Annotated in this window: 13 protein-coding genes; 5 read left to right on the plus strand and 8 right to left on the minus strand. The window is 43.2% G+C overall.

Annotated features, from left to right (window positions below; genetic code table 11):
• Positions 1-25: 25 nt before the first annotated feature.
• Complete coding sequence (locus GFB47_RS02345; RefSeq protein WP_153446247.1) at positions 26-1,135, plus strand: PilT/PilU family type 4a pilus ATPase; 1,110 nt, start codon at positions 26-28, stop codon at positions 1,133-1,135.
• A gap of 150 nt (positions 1,136-1,285) precedes the next feature.
• Here the strand turns inward: GFB47_RS02345 and ruvX are convergent, their stop codons facing one another.
• The 8 genes from ruvX to metK form a co-directional block, all read right to left on the minus strand.
• Positions 1,286-1,711, minus strand: a complete 426-nt coding sequence (gene ruvX / locus GFB47_RS02350; protein ID WP_153446249.1) for a Holliday junction resolvase RuvX — start codon at positions 1,709-1,711, stop codon at positions 1,286-1,288.
• Positions 1,712-1,755: 44 nt separating this feature from the next.
• Entirely contained in the window at positions 1,756-2,319 is a 564-nt protein-coding gene (locus GFB47_RS02355; RefSeq protein ID WP_153448117.1) for a YqgE/AlgH family protein, read from the minus strand.
• Between the two features lie 132 nt (positions 2,320-2,451).
• Positions 2,452-3,399 carry a glutathione synthase gene (gene gshB / locus GFB47_RS02360; RefSeq protein ID WP_153446250.1) on the minus strand — a complete coding sequence of 316 codons (948 nt, stop codon included), beginning with the start codon at positions 3,397-3,399 and terminating at the stop codon, positions 2,452-2,454.
• 64 nt (positions 3,400-3,463) lie between these two features.
• Positions 3,464-4,195 carry a 16S rRNA (uracil(1498)-N(3))-methyltransferase gene (rsmE, locus tag GFB47_RS02365; protein WP_153446252.1) on the minus strand — a complete coding sequence of 244 codons (732 nt, stop codon included), beginning with the start codon at positions 4,193-4,195 and terminating at the stop codon, positions 3,464-3,466.
• A gap of 168 nt (positions 4,196-4,363) precedes the next feature.
• Positions 4,364-5,257 carry a GGDEF domain-containing protein gene (locus GFB47_RS02370; protein WP_153446253.1) on the minus strand — a complete coding sequence of 298 codons (894 nt, stop codon included), beginning with the start codon at positions 5,255-5,257 and terminating at the stop codon, positions 4,364-4,366.
• 212 nt (positions 5,258-5,469) lie between these two features.
• Positions 5,470-5,979 (minus strand): SprT family zinc-dependent metalloprotease, encoded by a 510-nt coding sequence (locus tag GFB47_RS02375; protein WP_153448118.1) that lies wholly within the window; start codon positions 5,977-5,979, stop codon positions 5,470-5,472.
• A 115-nt stretch (positions 5,980-6,094) separates the two neighbouring features.
• Positions 6,095-6,871 carry a DUF2189 domain-containing protein gene (locus GFB47_RS02380; protein ID WP_153446255.1) on the minus strand — a complete coding sequence of 259 codons (777 nt, stop codon included), beginning with the start codon at positions 6,869-6,871 and terminating at the stop codon, positions 6,095-6,097.
• Between the two features lie 168 nt (positions 6,872-7,039).
• Positions 7,040-8,191 carry a methionine adenosyltransferase gene (gene metK / locus GFB47_RS02385; protein ID WP_153446257.1) on the minus strand — a complete coding sequence of 384 codons (1,152 nt, stop codon included), beginning with the start codon at positions 8,189-8,191 and terminating at the stop codon, positions 7,040-7,042.
• 531 nt (positions 8,192-8,722) lie between these two features.
• Here metK and tkt point away from each other — a divergent pair.
• From tkt to GFB47_RS02405, 4 genes are all read left to right on the plus strand, one after another.
• Positions 8,723-10,717 (plus strand): transketolase, encoded by a 1,995-nt coding sequence (tkt, locus tag GFB47_RS02390; RefSeq protein ID WP_153446258.1) that lies wholly within the window; start codon positions 8,723-8,725, stop codon positions 10,715-10,717.
• Positions 10,718-11,137: 420 nt separating this feature from the next.
• Complete coding sequence (locus GFB47_RS02395; RefSeq protein ID WP_153446260.1) at positions 11,138-12,595, plus strand: peptide MFS transporter; 1,458 nt, start codon at positions 11,138-11,140, stop codon at positions 12,593-12,595.
• 228 nt (positions 12,596-12,823) lie between these two features.
• Positions 12,824-13,858 carry a YeiH family protein gene (locus tag GFB47_RS02400; protein ID WP_153446262.1) on the plus strand — a complete coding sequence of 345 codons (1,035 nt, stop codon included), beginning with the start codon at positions 12,824-12,826 and terminating at the stop codon, positions 13,856-13,858.
• A 16-nt stretch (positions 13,859-13,874) separates the two neighbouring features.
• Positions 13,875-14,303, plus strand: a complete 429-nt coding sequence (locus GFB47_RS02405; RefSeq protein WP_153446264.1) for a universal stress protein — start codon at positions 13,875-13,877, stop codon at positions 14,301-14,303.
• Positions 14,304-14,313: the final 10 nt, after the last annotated feature.

The raw sequence follows: 14,313 nt of genomic DNA on the forward strand, positions 1-14,313 counted from the left end.
TGCAATAGCAAAGGATTTAATCGAGATGCAATTGGATCAAGTTTTAGAAATGATGGTGGGATCAAAAGCCTCGGATATTTATCTTACCGTCGGAGCGCCGTGTTTATTTCGGATTGATGGTGAATTAAAAGCCCACGGCGGCGCACTCGATAAAGGCGCAGTAGAGGCTTTATTGTTTGAAATGATGGATAGCGATCGCCAGCGTGATTTTCAACGTGAACACGAGTCCAACTTTGCCATAATGCGTGACAGTGGACGCTTCCGTGTCAGTGCTTTTTTCCAACGTGAATTACCTGGCGCGGTGATCCGCCGGATTGAAACCAAAATCCCGACGATGGACGATTTACACTTACCCGAAATATTGAAAGATTTCTGTACGGCTAAACGTGGCTTGGTGCTGGTGGTTGGGGCGACCGGTTCGGGTAAATCGACCTCGATGGCGGCCATGACGGGCCATCGAAATGTCACCATGACGGGGCATATTTTAGCGGTGGAAGATCCGATTGAGTTTGTGCATGAACATAAAAAATGCATTGTGACTCAGCGTGAAGTTGGGCTTGATACCGACAGCTATGAAATCGCCCTTAAAAACTCATTACGCCAAGCGCCTGATATGATATTGATTGGTGAGATCCGTAGCCGAGAAACGATGGAATATGCCATGACCTTTGCGGAAACGGGGCATCTTTGTATGGCAACACTGCACGCCAATAACGCCAACCAAGCGCTTGAACGGATATTGCATTTAGTGCCAAAAGATCAAAAAGAGCAATTCTTATATGATTTATCTTTAAACTTAAAAGGCGTGGTGGCGCAGCAATTAGTGCGTGATAAAGATGGAAAAGGTCGTCATGGGGTGTTTGAAGTTTTGATTAATACGCCGCGGATGTCGGATTTGATCCGCCGTGGTGAAATGCACGAATTGAAAACCACGATGCTCAACTCCAAAGATGCTGGGATGCAAACCTTTGACCAAGCCTTATTTCAATTGCTGCAAGAAGATAAAATCACGCTTGATGATGCCATGCACAGCGCCGATTCTGCCAATGACTTGCGCATGATGCTGAAAACTATGGTGGATTCACCGATTGGTGAAAGTGATAAACTCAAAGGCATTAAAATCGATATGGGTTAAATAGCTACTAAATCAATCATCATTCCATGCGTGAGGCTATGCGTTCACCACGTCATTCCATGCATGAGCCTAAGCGAATAGACAGGGAATCTCGCTTTGTTTTTAACCCGGTTAATCAGGCTTTAAGAGATTAAAGCCTGATGGGAGCAGTTACCCATATTGCGCTTCAAACCAACTCTCTAAAATCACCACCGCAGATTGGCAATCGACATTCCCCTTGGTTAATGCTTTATAACCGCCCATAGAAAATAACTCAGCGCGCGCTTCTTGAGTCGATAAACGTTCATCATGCATTTCAACGGTGACGCCAAAGCGGCCAAATAAACGATTACCAAACTTTTTAGCGCGAGTGGTGATAGTCGTCAGATCCTTACCTTCCATATCGGTCGGCAGTCCAACCACAATTAAGTTTGGTTGCCATTCTTTGATCAACTTTTCGATTTCATCCCATTTAGGAATACCGTCCACCGCTTTAAAGGCTTTCAGTGGTGAGGCGGTTCCTGTAATGGTCTGGCCGATGGCGCTGCCAATACTTTTGGTACCGTAATCAAAAGCCATAATGGTTTGGTTGCTCATAAACGTCTCTGATGAATAGGTAAAATGAATTTTGTCGGTTTAGCTTACGCGCGGCCCGATTCAATCGAAAGTTGCGAAACATCAATCCCGAGCGACTGAACCGCTTTTTTCCAGCGCAAAGTAGCCGGAGTATCAAAGATAATACTCGCGTCTGCCGGAGTGGTAAGCCATACATTATCCAATAGCTCTTGCTCTAATTGGCCTGCATCCCAACCAGAGTATCCTAAGGTAACTAAGTATTGTTTTGGCTCCGCTTCGGTGCCGAGAACGGTTAAAATATCTTTTGAAGTGGTGACCGCCAATTGACCATTAATATCAATACTCGATTGGTACTCATCTTTTAAACTATGCAGAATAAAGCCGCGGTCGGTGGCAACAGGGCCGCCATTTAACACCGGTGTGCGTAAGCTTTTGGTGCAAATTTGTGGATGCACAGGTTGCACTTCAATTTGCTTTAGCATGTTACCGACATCAATACCAATAGGGGCATTAATGACTAACCCCATCGCGCCTTCATCATTATGTTCGCAGACATAGATCACGGTACGAGTGAAGTTTGGATCGGCCATGCTTGGCATCGCAATAAGAAAATGATCGGTTAAATCCATCATTTCATTATTGCTGTTATCTTGATTGATACTCGCTTCAGACATCGCTTATTTCTCCGTATCTCTCTGTCGTTAATGAACCTGCCGAGCTCAAAAGAAAGCACCAGCAGGTATGATACCCATCCATACGACTTATTTATTCGCTACTCGACGCTCAATCGCATCCATTAGCTTGCCGGTAATTGAAATATCAAATGCCGCTTCAATTTCTTTAATACAAGTTGGACTAGTGACATTAATTTCCGTCAGCTTATCACCGATAACATCCAGACCAACAAAAATCAGGCCTTTCTCTTTTAGGGTTGGCGCCACCGCTTGAGCAATTTTAAGATCGGTTTCACTTAATGGACGGGCTTCACCACGACCACCAGCCGCCAAGTTGCCGCGGGTTTCGCCTTTAGCTGGAATACGAGCTAAGCAATACGGCATAGGTTCGCCGTCGACCACTAAAATACGTTTATCACCATTACTAATATCGGGTACAAACGTTTGTGCCATCGCGTAGTTTTGACCGTGGTTGGTTAAGGTTTCAATGATCACCGAAACGTTTGGATCGCCTTGTTTCACACGGAAAATAGACGCGCCGCCCATGCCATCAAGTGGTTTTAGGATCACATCGCCATGCTGCTGATGGAAAGCTTTGATTTTTTGATCTTTACGCGTCACCAGTGTGGTCGGCGTGAGCTCTGGGAACCAAGCGGTGAATAATTTTTCATTACAGTCACGCAAGCTCTGCGGTTTATTGACGATCAAGGTACCAAGATTTTCGGCGCGCTCAAGAATGTAAGTCGCGTAAATAAACTCAGTATCAAAAGGAGGATCTTTACGCATTAATACCGCGTCAAGTTCAGACAGTTCGATGGTCTGCTCTGAGTCAAATTGATACCAGTTGGCAGGATCGTCGATCAAAGTGACAATCTTAGTGTCGGCAATGGCAACGCCTTGTTCTAGATGTAGGTCTGCCATTTCCATGTAATGGATTTCCCAGCCGCGACGCTGTGCTTCTAACATCATGGCAAAACTAGAGTCTTTTTTGATATTAATCGATGAGATAGGATCCATTACGATGCCGATTTTCATGTGTTTCTCCTGCTAATGTTACTTAAACCTCGATGAGGGTAACGGTAGAAATTAAAGAATGTAATTAACCAAGATCGCCAAAACGAACTTGTAACGCGGTGATGGCCGATAAACCTGCCGTTTCGGTACGTAGAACGCGCGGACCTAACAAGGTTTCTTCAAACTGATACTCTTGTGTCATTTGGATTTCTGGATCGGATAATCCACCTTCCGGCCCAATCAATAAGCGCACTTTACTCACCGGTGTCGGTAAGGTGTTGATCGAATACTTGGCTCTTGGGTGCAAGTTAAGCTTAAGACCATCATAATCTTCTGCGCACCATTGTTCTAGTTGCATTAATGGTCGAACTTCAGGCACTACATTGCGGCCACATTGCTCACAGGCGGCAATCGCAATTTTCTGCCATTGTTGTAATTTTTTCTCAAATCGTTCGGCATTCAATTTGACGCCGCAACGCTCTGAGATTAAAGGGGTGATGGTATTTACGCCAAGCTCAACTGCTTTTTGAATGGTGAACTCCATTTTATCACCACGTGAAATCACTTGCCCAAGATGTAAATTGAGTGGGGATTCAATATTGCGTTCAATCCGTTCGCGTAATTCAACCGTAACATTTTTTTTAGACACGGCGGATATAATGGCTGGAAATTCTGCGCCACTGCCATCAAAAAGAAGAATTTCTTGTCCTGCTGTCATGCGTAATACGCGGCCAATATGACCGGCGGCATCGTCAGCAAGCGAGAGTTCGCCCAGTCCCAGAATGGTTTCTGGATGGTAAATTCTAGGGGTTCTCATGCGGTAACCTGTATTCGATTAAAAGTCTCCCCTTAACATGGGTGTTTTTAACTGAAAAAACAAGGGCAAAATGCACGATTGAGATGTGATAAATCGATTGGGCGTATCAGTGTTAAGCTTAGATTTGTTAGGTTAAGCTTAGGTTTGTTAAGTTTAGGTTTGTTAAGTTTAGGTTTGGTCGTGAGCCAGTTGGACTCTAACTTGGTTGCGGCCACTATTTTTAGCCAGATACAAGGCTTTATCGGCGCGTCCATAAGGGAGGTCGGTTTGCTCACCTTGCACAATGTCCGTTACGCCAATTGAAACCGTACAACGCAGTCGTGGCGCTTCATGGTTACCATTACTGGCAATAATAAAATGATTGGTCTCGACAGTAGAGCGCAGGTTTTCTATTCGTTGTTCTACACTGGTTAAGTTATTTGATTTAATGAGTAAAACAAACTCTTCTCCGCCAAGACGAGCCAGATGATCGCCCTCGTCACAAAAACCGGCAAGCAACTCAGAGAATTGGATCAACACCGCATCTCCTGCTAAGTGACTGTATTGGTCGTTGACACGTTTAAAGAAATCAATGTCGATCAACGCCATATAATATTGCTCAGCAACACCATTTTGTTGATGGTCATTCATGGTATTGATCAAGTAACGGCGATTGGGGATATTGGTTAACGCATCTTGCTCCGATAATTTTTTTAAACGACGTTGTTTTTTGATTTTATCTGTCACAACCGTAATGAAAGTACACAGCGCCGGTTGGCCGTCCCATATTATTGCGCGATCGGTGATTTCGACGATGGCTGGATTACCAAATAAATCGGTATGGGGGATGATTTTGGCAGGGGTGGCTTGTTTTTCATTCATTGCTTGTTGGTAGCGAATTTGAGCGTCAGCGTGTTCTTCTGAATCAATTAATACCATTAATGAGTCAAGGCTTAAAATTTGCTCGGCACTTTCCAGACCACTAAAACGGGCAAATGCGTCATTCGCATAAAGAGGGCGGAAGTTAACATGCACAACACAGGCGTTAGGATGGATGTCGAGGATATGTTTATAAGCAGTCATGATTTCAATTCACAAGGTATTAGGCGCACATATTAGTAGTCTCAAACAAATGAAGATAGGGCGTTACATATAATATTTAAGCTTACTCATCTTATTTATTTTGTATTATTAAATAAACAAGGTGTTATATTCTATTTTTGTTTGTATTTATTTTTACTCATTCATGTGGGGAATGTTGTTATCACCCAGTTGTTTTTAATGACATTCGTTTTTTAGTTGCACTCGCTTTTTAATTGCAGCTGTTGCTTACATTCAAGGCAGTGGTATTGAGCTTGGTTGCGCATCACTTTATTATGACGACGAATTGATAAATCGTACTGGCGACACTGGCATTGATAAGAGAAAGTTCTACCTTGTACTGAACTGACATCAAACTGGTGACGGGTATCAGGATTAAGTTGAAATACCTTAAGCATGATCGCTTGCCACTCTTTACCATGCGGGCGCACTCGACCAAATTGATGGTAAGTCAGTAAATGGGCGATTTCATGCGGGATCACTTGGTGTAAAAAAGCGCTTTGGTTTTCTAATAATAAAGTCGGGTTCAGCCTTATTTCCCAGCTCTGCAAATATGCTTTTCCTGCCACTTTGCCGCGAACATTATAGTGAACACTTGGGGGATCAAACTTCTCGTCCAATACTTGCTCGGCTTTATGCATGCAGTGTTGCACGGTTTGGTTTATCTGTTGCAGTAACGCTGCGGGAATATCACGACCTGCCATCATTGACCTTAAGTTTAGAATGATACCCAATAAAAAATCCCTACTTTAATGATCAAAGTAGGGAGGGGAAGAATATCGAAGATATAAGCGTTGCGCTATACCTGATATATAAAAATCAGTGTTTACGTTGAATGGTGGCTCGATAACCATGCCAAGTGGCAAAACCTAAGATTGGCATCGTGATGAGCATGCCGATCCCTGCGGTGGCAAACCCGATCAAGAGCCCCACCACAATAAGTGCAGCCCACACCATCATGGCTGATAAGTTGTGCTTTACTGCGTTAAAACTGGTAAAGACAGCGGTCATCACATCGACCCGTCTTTCCATCATTAAAGGTATCGAAAAAGCCGAGATAGAAAAAATCAAACAAGAAAAAATGATCCCGACCACCGAACCTGTGACTAAGAAGGGCATAAAGTGTGATAGCGGCGCGCCTTGCATTTCGGGGTATATGGCATGCAGCAAAGAGGCAATACGCATCCAAAAGATCATCGCGACGCACAGCATCACTGCAAAGCTCCATTGCGATACGGAGTTACGCCGAATGGCAAACATGGAATGCAGTAGTTTAGGTGGGTTATTTTTTTCCATTTGCCAACTGGCATCGTAAAGCCCTAATGCTAAAAACGGACCGATCAGCATATAAACAATTAAACTGGGGAAGACCACTAAGTGCGAGCCTTGTAAGAAAACTAGCCATTCGATACCTGCGGCGGCTAAGGCGAAACAGAGTCCGTAAAATAGGCTGACCATAGGGGCATGAATTAAATCGGTGGCACCTTTTTTAAGCCAACCTAGCGGGGCAAAGGTGGCGATATGATTGCATGGGATGGTGCGAGCATATTGGTTATCAGGCACTTTGAAATCAGATGATTTGGCGGTACGAGGCATAAATCCTCCTATGGATTCTCGATTCGTCACGCTTTAACTATTGGCATGATCCGCTTAAATTACAAATTTATTACTCATTATTTATCCGTTATTTTTATAGCTGTAAACAAAAAGCCCTCACCAAAAAGGCAAGGGCTTGATTAAGCTTGTTTTTATTTTTAGTGGCTTTTATAGGCCAGCAAAGGCGCGTAATGAAGCGGCTTTGTCGGTAGCTTCCCAAGGGAACTCTTCACGACCAAAGTGACCATAAGCGGCGGTCTTCTTGTAGATAGGTTGTAGCAAGTTCAACATTTCTTGTAGGCCGTATGGACGTAGGTCGAAGTGTTGACGTGCTGCTTCAACAATAATGTCGGCTGGTACTTTTTCAGTGCCAAAGGTTTCAACCATGATAGATGTCGGCTCTGCAACACCAATCGCGTAAGACAATTGAATTTCACAGCGATCAGCAAGACCAGCAGCCACAATGTTTTTTGCTACATAACGTGCTGCATAAGCCGCTGAACGGTCTACTTTTGATGGATCTTTACCAGAGAATGCGCCGCCACCGTGACGCGCTGCGCCGCCGTAGGTATCAACGATAATTTTACGACCGGTTAAACCACAGTCACCCATTGGGCCACCGATAACAAAACGACCGGTTGGATTGATAAAGTACTTAGTGTCTTTATTTAACCATTCTTCAGGAAGAACAGGTTTGATGATTTCTTCCATTACTGCTTCACGTAGATCCGGCGTTGAGATTGAATCGCTGTGCTGAGTTGAAAGTACCACTGCATCAATACCGACAATTTTGCCTTGATCGTATTGGAAGGTAACTTGAGATTTCGCATCTGGACGTAAGAAATCCAACTTGCCGCTTTTACGAACTTCAGCTTGCTTCTTCACTAATAGGTGAGAATAAGTGATTGGAGCAGGCATTAGAATTGGCGTTTCGTTGGTGGCGTAACCAAACATAATACCTTGGTCGCCCGCGCCCTGATCTTTAGGATCGGCTTTATCGACACCTTGGTTGATGTCTGGAGATTGCTTACCAATGGTATTTAATACGGCGCAAGAGTTGGCATCAAAACCCATATCTGAATGGATGTAACCAATCTCACGAACGGTTTCACGAGTGATTTCTTCGATATCAACCCATGCAGAAGTCGTCACTTCGCCGCCAACCATAACCATGCCGGTTTTTACGTAAGTTTCACACGCCACACGTGCTTTAGGATCTTGCTCTAGGATTGCATCCAATACCGCATCAGAAATTTGATCGGCAATTTTGTCTGGATGACCTTCAGATACAGATTCTGAAGTAAATAAATGCTTAGCCATGTATGTGTGCTCCACTTAAAACCACGTCATTGAGTATTTGATGGCGTGATTGAGTTAGAAAAGATGCGCCCATGATTGAAAGTTAACATGTCAAGAGAGGTTAACGACAAGGGCTCGCGTCTTTTAATAAACGTTAAAATTGTAGGTGTTTCTACATCTAGACGTCTATTCTAGTTTTGATTGCTCGAATTACAAGCCTTTTTTTAATTCAAGGCTGCGAAAACGATTACATCAGTGACATAGCGATAAAAAAGTTCAAATTAAAATTACGGCATAAATTTAGACCCAATACGACAACGTTTGCGTGCCTAACCCTATATTTTACTTACAATCCAGTTGAATGTGGTGAAATGTGTGATAGGTATAAAAAGCGAAAAAATAAAGCGCAGAATCAACAGATCGAGATCTTAACGTTTGCAGTCATAGTAAGGCTTTGCGACAATATCGGCGACCAAGCGGGCTGAGGTTATTCTAGCCCGCTTATCTAACCTTAAATATTAAATATTTTCGCTTATGCACTCAGGAGCAGACATGACGTCTCGTAAAGATCTAGCAAATGCAATCCGCGCTTTAAGCATGGATGGTGTTCAACAAGCCAATTCGGGTCACCCAGGCGCCCCAATGGGGATGGCCGATATCGCTGAAGTTCTTTGGCGTTCACACTTAAACCACAACCCACAAAACCCTGAGTGGGCTGATCGTGACCGTTTCATTCTTTCGAATGGCCACGGTTCTATGCTGATTTATTCTTTGCTTCACCTTTCAGGTTACGAGCTACCAATTTCTGAGCTGAAAAACTTCCGTCAATTGCATTCAAAAACTCCAGGTCACCCAGAATACGGTTATGCACCTGGCGTTGAAACAACAACCGGCCCTCTAGGTCAAGGTATCACTAACGCGGTTGGTATGGCGTTGGCTGAAAAATCTCTAGCGGCACAATTTAATAAAGAAGGTCACGACATCGTTGATCACTTCACTTACACCTTCCTTGGCGACGGTTGTATGATGGAAGGGATCTCGCACGAAGCTTGTTCTTTAGCGGGCGTTCTTGGTCTTGGTAAACTGGTTGCATTCTGGGATGACAACGGTATTTCTATCGATGGTCACGTTGAAGGCTGGTTTGCAGACGATACCCCTAAGCGTTTTGAAGCGTACGGTTGGCATGTTATTCCTGGCGTTGATGGCCACGATGCTGATGCTATCGAAGCGGCGATTGCGGCAGCGAAAGCGGATCCACGTCCTACTTTAATTTGTACTAAAACGGTTATCGGTTTTGGTTCACCTAATAAAGCAGGCACCCACGATTGTCACGGTGCACCACTAGGCGCAGATGAAATCAAAGCAACCAAAGAACAACTTGGTTGGGCACACGGTCCTTTCGAGATCCCAACTGATATTTACGCGCAGTGGGATGCAAAAGAAGCAGGCGCAGCGAAAGAAGCGGCATGGAATGAGAAGTTTGCAGCATATGCCGCGGCTTACCCAGAACTTGCTTCTGAATTTAAACGTCGTACTGCTGGTGATCTGCCAAATGATTGGGAAGCGAAAGCCAACGCCATCATTGCTGATCTTCAAGCAAACCCTGCCAACATCGCTTCACGTAAAGCATCACAAAATGCACTAGAAGCGTTTGGCGCAATGCTACCTGAATTTATGGGCGGCTCGGCTGACCTTGCACCGTCTAACCTAACCATGTGGTCGGGTTCTAAATCACTGACTGCTGATGATGCTTCAGGCAACTATATCCACTACGGTGTGCGTGAGTTTGCTATGACAGCAATTATCAACGGTATCGCACTACACGGCGGTTTTGTTCCTTACGGCGCGACATTCCTAATGTTTATGGAATACGCACGTAACGCAATGCGCATGGCGGCGTTGATGAAAATTCAAAACATCCAAGTGTACACTCACGATTCTATTGGTCTGGGCGAAGATGGCCCAACTCACCAACCGGTTGAGCAAATTGCATCACTGCGCATGACACCAAACATGAGCACATGGCGTCCATGTGACCAAGTGGAATCAGCGGTTGCTTGGAAACTGGCGATTGAACGCAAAGATGCGCCATCTGCGCTTATCTTCTCGCGTCAAAACCTAGCACAACAAGCCCGTACTGATGAGCAAGTTGCGAACATCGCTAAAGGTGCTTACATCCTTAACGATTGTGTAGGCACTCCTGAGCTTATCTTGATTGCCACTGGCTCTGAAGTTGAACTTGCAGTAGAAGCGGCAGCGAAACTCACCGCGGAAGGCAAGCAAGTACGTGTTGTATCAATGCCATCAACCGATGCATTTGATAAGCAAGATGCGGCATACCGTGAGTCTGTATTACCATCAGACGTAACAGCGCGTATCGCAATTGAAGCGGGCATTGCGGATTTCTGGTTCAAGTACGTTGGCCTAGATGGTCGTATCATCGGTATGACAACATTTGGCGAATCTGCACCAGCAGGTGAGCTATTTAAAATGTTTGGCTTTACGGTTGAGAACGTGATTGAGACAGCTCAAGAATTGCTGGCTTAATATCGTGATGTAGCGATTAGCTAAGATGATTATAAATTAGCTAAAACAGTTAGAAAATTGAAAACCGAGTCCTTCAAAGGGACTCGGTTTTTTTATGTCTCCATATCAAAAAAATGCTGATTGCTTAATTGTCAATCAATGACGTGAATAGTTATGCAGTTTTATCTTACAGATAGAATAAGATTTGATGGTGAATTACTCGCTATATCGTGATAGGTAGGGGGGAGAGAAGGGCTGTTTACAGTGATTTCTTGTGATTTAAATCGCAACAAAATGTTGAAAGTGAGTAATAAACTGTGTTCATAATGAAGAATTGACCAACAAATGACTTGGCGATTAAGCGATTAGAGTGTATAAGTATTCACTACTTGTTACATTTGCTTACTTTTGTCGCTCAATTCGAATCAGATGAGGAATACAATGCGGTTACCTTCACAGCCTAAAGGGCTCTTTCACCTTATAGCCATTCAAATGTGGGAATTCTTCAGTTACTACGGAATGCGTTCGTTACTTATCCTTTTCTTAACTGAAAAATTATTGATGAGCGATCAGCATGCTTATGCCCTTTATGGTGCGTACACCTCATTAGTTTATGTTACCCCGATCATTGGTGGTTATATTGCCGATCGCTATTTAGGTAACTTTTGGTCGGTAGTGGTAGGCAGCGTGCTGATGATTATCGGTCATGCGGTATTGAGTGTACCGAGTGATGCTCACATGACATTATACACTGCGTTAGCTTTGATTATTTGTGGTTATGGTTTCTTTAAAACCAACTCAAGTTGTTTGCTGGGTGAGTTGTATCATGAAAATGAAGATGCGCGTGAAAGTGGTTTTTCTATTTCTTATATTGGTGGCAATATCGGTTCTGCTGTATCACCATTAGTGTGTGGCTATGCTGCCAGTCGTTGGGGGTGGCACGTCGGTTTTGGTTTGGCTGGTATTGGCATGTTTATCGGTTTATGCTTTTTCATTTCAGGTAGCGAAAATTTTTCCCATGTTAAAAAAGGTAACATGCCCGCTTTATTAAAAAAGAGTGCTGGCATTTCACATTGGCAATGGTTGCTTGTTGGTTTAATCGCCAGTGTGGTTGGCTTGATCTTTATACTTAAAGACTTATGGGCCGGTTACATTTTAGCCGCGATTTCGGTGGTATCTTTTACTCAAATCGTTGGCTTGTACAAAAAAAGTAACGCACAAGATCGTAAAAATTTGAATTCAATCTTGTACTTTATGGTATTCGGAATGGTGTTTTGGGCGTTTGATCAACAAGGTGGTAGTTCTATCAGTTTATTTATCGAGCGTAATATGAATACCAATATTGGTGGTTATCAGATCCCAACCGCATTTTTCCAGTCGATTAACCCCATCGCAGTGATCGTTGGCGGAGTCGCAGTGACCTGGTTATGGAAAATGTTAGCCAGTAAAAGCATTTCGGTTCGAACCTTAACTAAGCTCAATATGGGGCTGCTATTATTAACGGCCGGTTTTAGCCTGATCACTTTGTCAGCCAAACTTGCGATGGTAACCGGTAAGACCACCTTCTTTTGGCTGTTGATTGGTTTGTTCTTTATTGGGGTGGCAGAGTTATTTATCGATCCTGTGGCGTTGTCGGCGATCACTCGCTTAAACCCACAAGGTGCAACGGGAACGTTGGCGGGCATCTATATGTTGGCTGGTGGTTCGATTGCGAATTTCTTGGCTGCCAATATTGCTTCTTTAACCGCATCGGATACCCCTCAAAGTGATAATGCGGTCGATTTAATTATGGCAGCAACTCAATATCATCATGTTTTTCAATCGATTCTAATGGTAACGGTTGGGGTGTTGGTTCTAGGTTTACTGGCGGATTTCATCCATAGAAAAGAGCCGGTATAACGAGATTTCAGTATAAATAGGTTTCAGTATAAATAAGTATTCCACAGTAGAACTCATCACGCTATTTAAGGCCTCGTACATGTTACGAGGCTTTTTTTTTGATGTTTTTTTAAAAGTGACTTGCTAAAATTACGTTTAGTTTAACTTTACCTTTGTTCTGTTTTATTAGATTGTTCTAAACAAGAAAAATATTTAATATGTATTCAAAATACATACAGAGGTAAAGTCATGAAATTCATCACCACATTAAAGCAATCCACAACAGGTCTATTGATCATGTTAGTGATGAGTATTGCGTCTTTTCAAATCGCTGATTTACAATTTATGAAGCAATATCAAATCAGTTCGTTAACGATTTGTATCTTGCTTGGTATGATTATTGGTAATGTATTTCCTAAATACTTACCTAAAAGCAGTGAGCCTGGTATCAAATTTAGCCAACAGAAACTCCTTCGTTTAGGTATCATTTTTTATGGTTTCTTTATTACCTTCCAGCAAATTATTGCGGTCGGTTTACCTGGCTTAGTTACCGATGTCATTATCATTGCAACGACTTTCATTGGCGGTACTTTTATCGGTATGAAAGTGTTAGGTCTTGACCGTGAAATCGCAATGCTCACCGCGACAGGTTCTTCTATTTGTGGTGCTGCGGCAATCTTGGCGGCAGAGCCAGTGGTAAAAGCGAAACCTCACCAAACCGCATTGGCAGTGTCAACCGTAGTGATCTTCGGTACGACCGCAATGTTCGTTTACCCACTTATCTTCCATGTATTCCATATCGATCCAAAAGTCATGGGTATCTATACCGGTGCGACTATCCACGAAGTCGCACAAGTGGTGGCCGCGGGTAACGCGATGAATCATGATATTGCGGTAACCTCTGTGATTGTTAAATTGACCCGCGTGATGATGCTGGCTCCATTCCTTGTGGCATTGAGTATTTATCTTGGTAAAAAAGTCTCAACTACTGGTCAAGCAAGTGAAGAAAAAGCCAAAATCACCATTCCATGGTTTGCGGTTATGTTTGTTGGTGTTGCCGGTATTAACTCAATGAATATCATTCCAGCTGAATACATTCCGTATCTAACGAAAGCGTCAGTCTTCTTACTAACGATGGCAATGGGCGCACTAGGTGTAGATACCAATATTTCTAAAATTCGCGGTGTAGGTATTAAACCTATTATCTTGGCGGTGATTTTATTCGCATGGTTGATTGTGGGTGGTTACGGTATTACGACTGGCGTATTGAGCTTGTTTAGCTAATCCATTTGAGGAGTTTATGATGAAATACCAAAATATTATGTTAGCGGTTGATCTTACTTCTGATTCAAAAGAATTAGTAAAAAGAGCCGAAGAGATCGCCATGTTACATCAAGCTAAGTTGAACCTGATCCATATCGATCCGAACTTCTTAGATACTTATGACGGCGTGATTGATATTAATACCGATGAGTTTCAAGACCGTGTTCACCATGAATCTGTGGTTGAAATCAAAAACATGTTAGCTGAATCGAATGTGATGGTAGATAAATACTTAGTCAGCACAGGGGCGATTGAAGATGAAATCATTCAAGCCGTCTCAGCTTACAATATTGATTTAGTGATGATGGGACACCATAAATCAAGCTTACTACGTCAGGTATTATTATCTCCCTCTGAGCCGCTAGTTCGCGAAATGCCATGTGACTTGTTGTTTATTAAATTGTAATCACGGTGAA

Source organism: Vibrio algicola (assembly GCF_009601765.2).
GTDB lineage: Bacteria > Pseudomonadota > Gammaproteobacteria > Enterobacterales > Vibrionaceae > Vibrio > Vibrio algicola.

Coding starts and splice junctions, on each gene's coding strand:
- GFB47_RS02395 (WP_153446260.1), top strand. CDS start 11,138: ATGCGGTTACCTTCACAGCCTAAAGGGCTCTTTCACCTTATAGCCATT.
- GFB47_RS02345 (WP_153446247.1), top strand. CDS start 26: ATGCAATTGGATCAAGTTTTAGAAATGATGGTGGGATCAAAAGCCTCG.
- ruvX (WP_153446249.1), bottom strand. CDS start 1,711: ATGAGCAACCAAACCATTATGGCTTTTGATTACGGTACCAAAAGTATT.
- metK (WP_153446257.1), bottom strand. CDS start 8,191: ATGGCTAAGCATTTATTTACTTCAGAATCTGTATCTGAAGGTCATCCA.
- GFB47_RS02405 (WP_153446264.1), top strand. CDS start 13,875: ATGATGAAATACCAAAATATTATGTTAGCGGTTGATCTTACTTCTGAT.
- GFB47_RS02375 (WP_153448118.1), bottom strand. CDS start 5,979: ATGGCAGGTCGTGATATTCCCGCAGCGTTACTGCAACAGATAAACCAA.
- GFB47_RS02355 (WP_153448117.1), bottom strand. CDS start 2,319: ATGGATTTAACCGATCATTTTCTTATTGCGATGCCAAGCATGGCCGAT.
- rsmE (WP_153446252.1), bottom strand. CDS start 4,195: ATGAGAACCCCTAGAATTTACCATCCAGAAACCATTCTGGGACTGGGC.
- GFB47_RS02400 (WP_153446262.1), top strand. CDS start 12,824: ATGAAATTCATCACCACATTAAAGCAATCCACAACAGGTCTATTGATC.
- GFB47_RS02380 (WP_153446255.1), bottom strand. CDS start 6,871: ATGCCTCGTACCGCCAAATCATCTGATTTCAAAGTGCCTGATAACCAA.
- gshB (WP_153446250.1), bottom strand. CDS start 3,399: ATGAAAATCGGCATCGTAATGGATCCTATCTCATCGATTAATATCAAA.
- GFB47_RS02370 (WP_153446253.1), bottom strand. CDS start 5,257: ATGACTGCTTATAAACATATCCTCGACATCCATCCTAACGCCTGTGTT.
- tkt (WP_153446258.1), top strand. CDS start 8,723: ATGACGTCTCGTAAAGATCTAGCAAATGCAATCCGCGCTTTAAGCATG.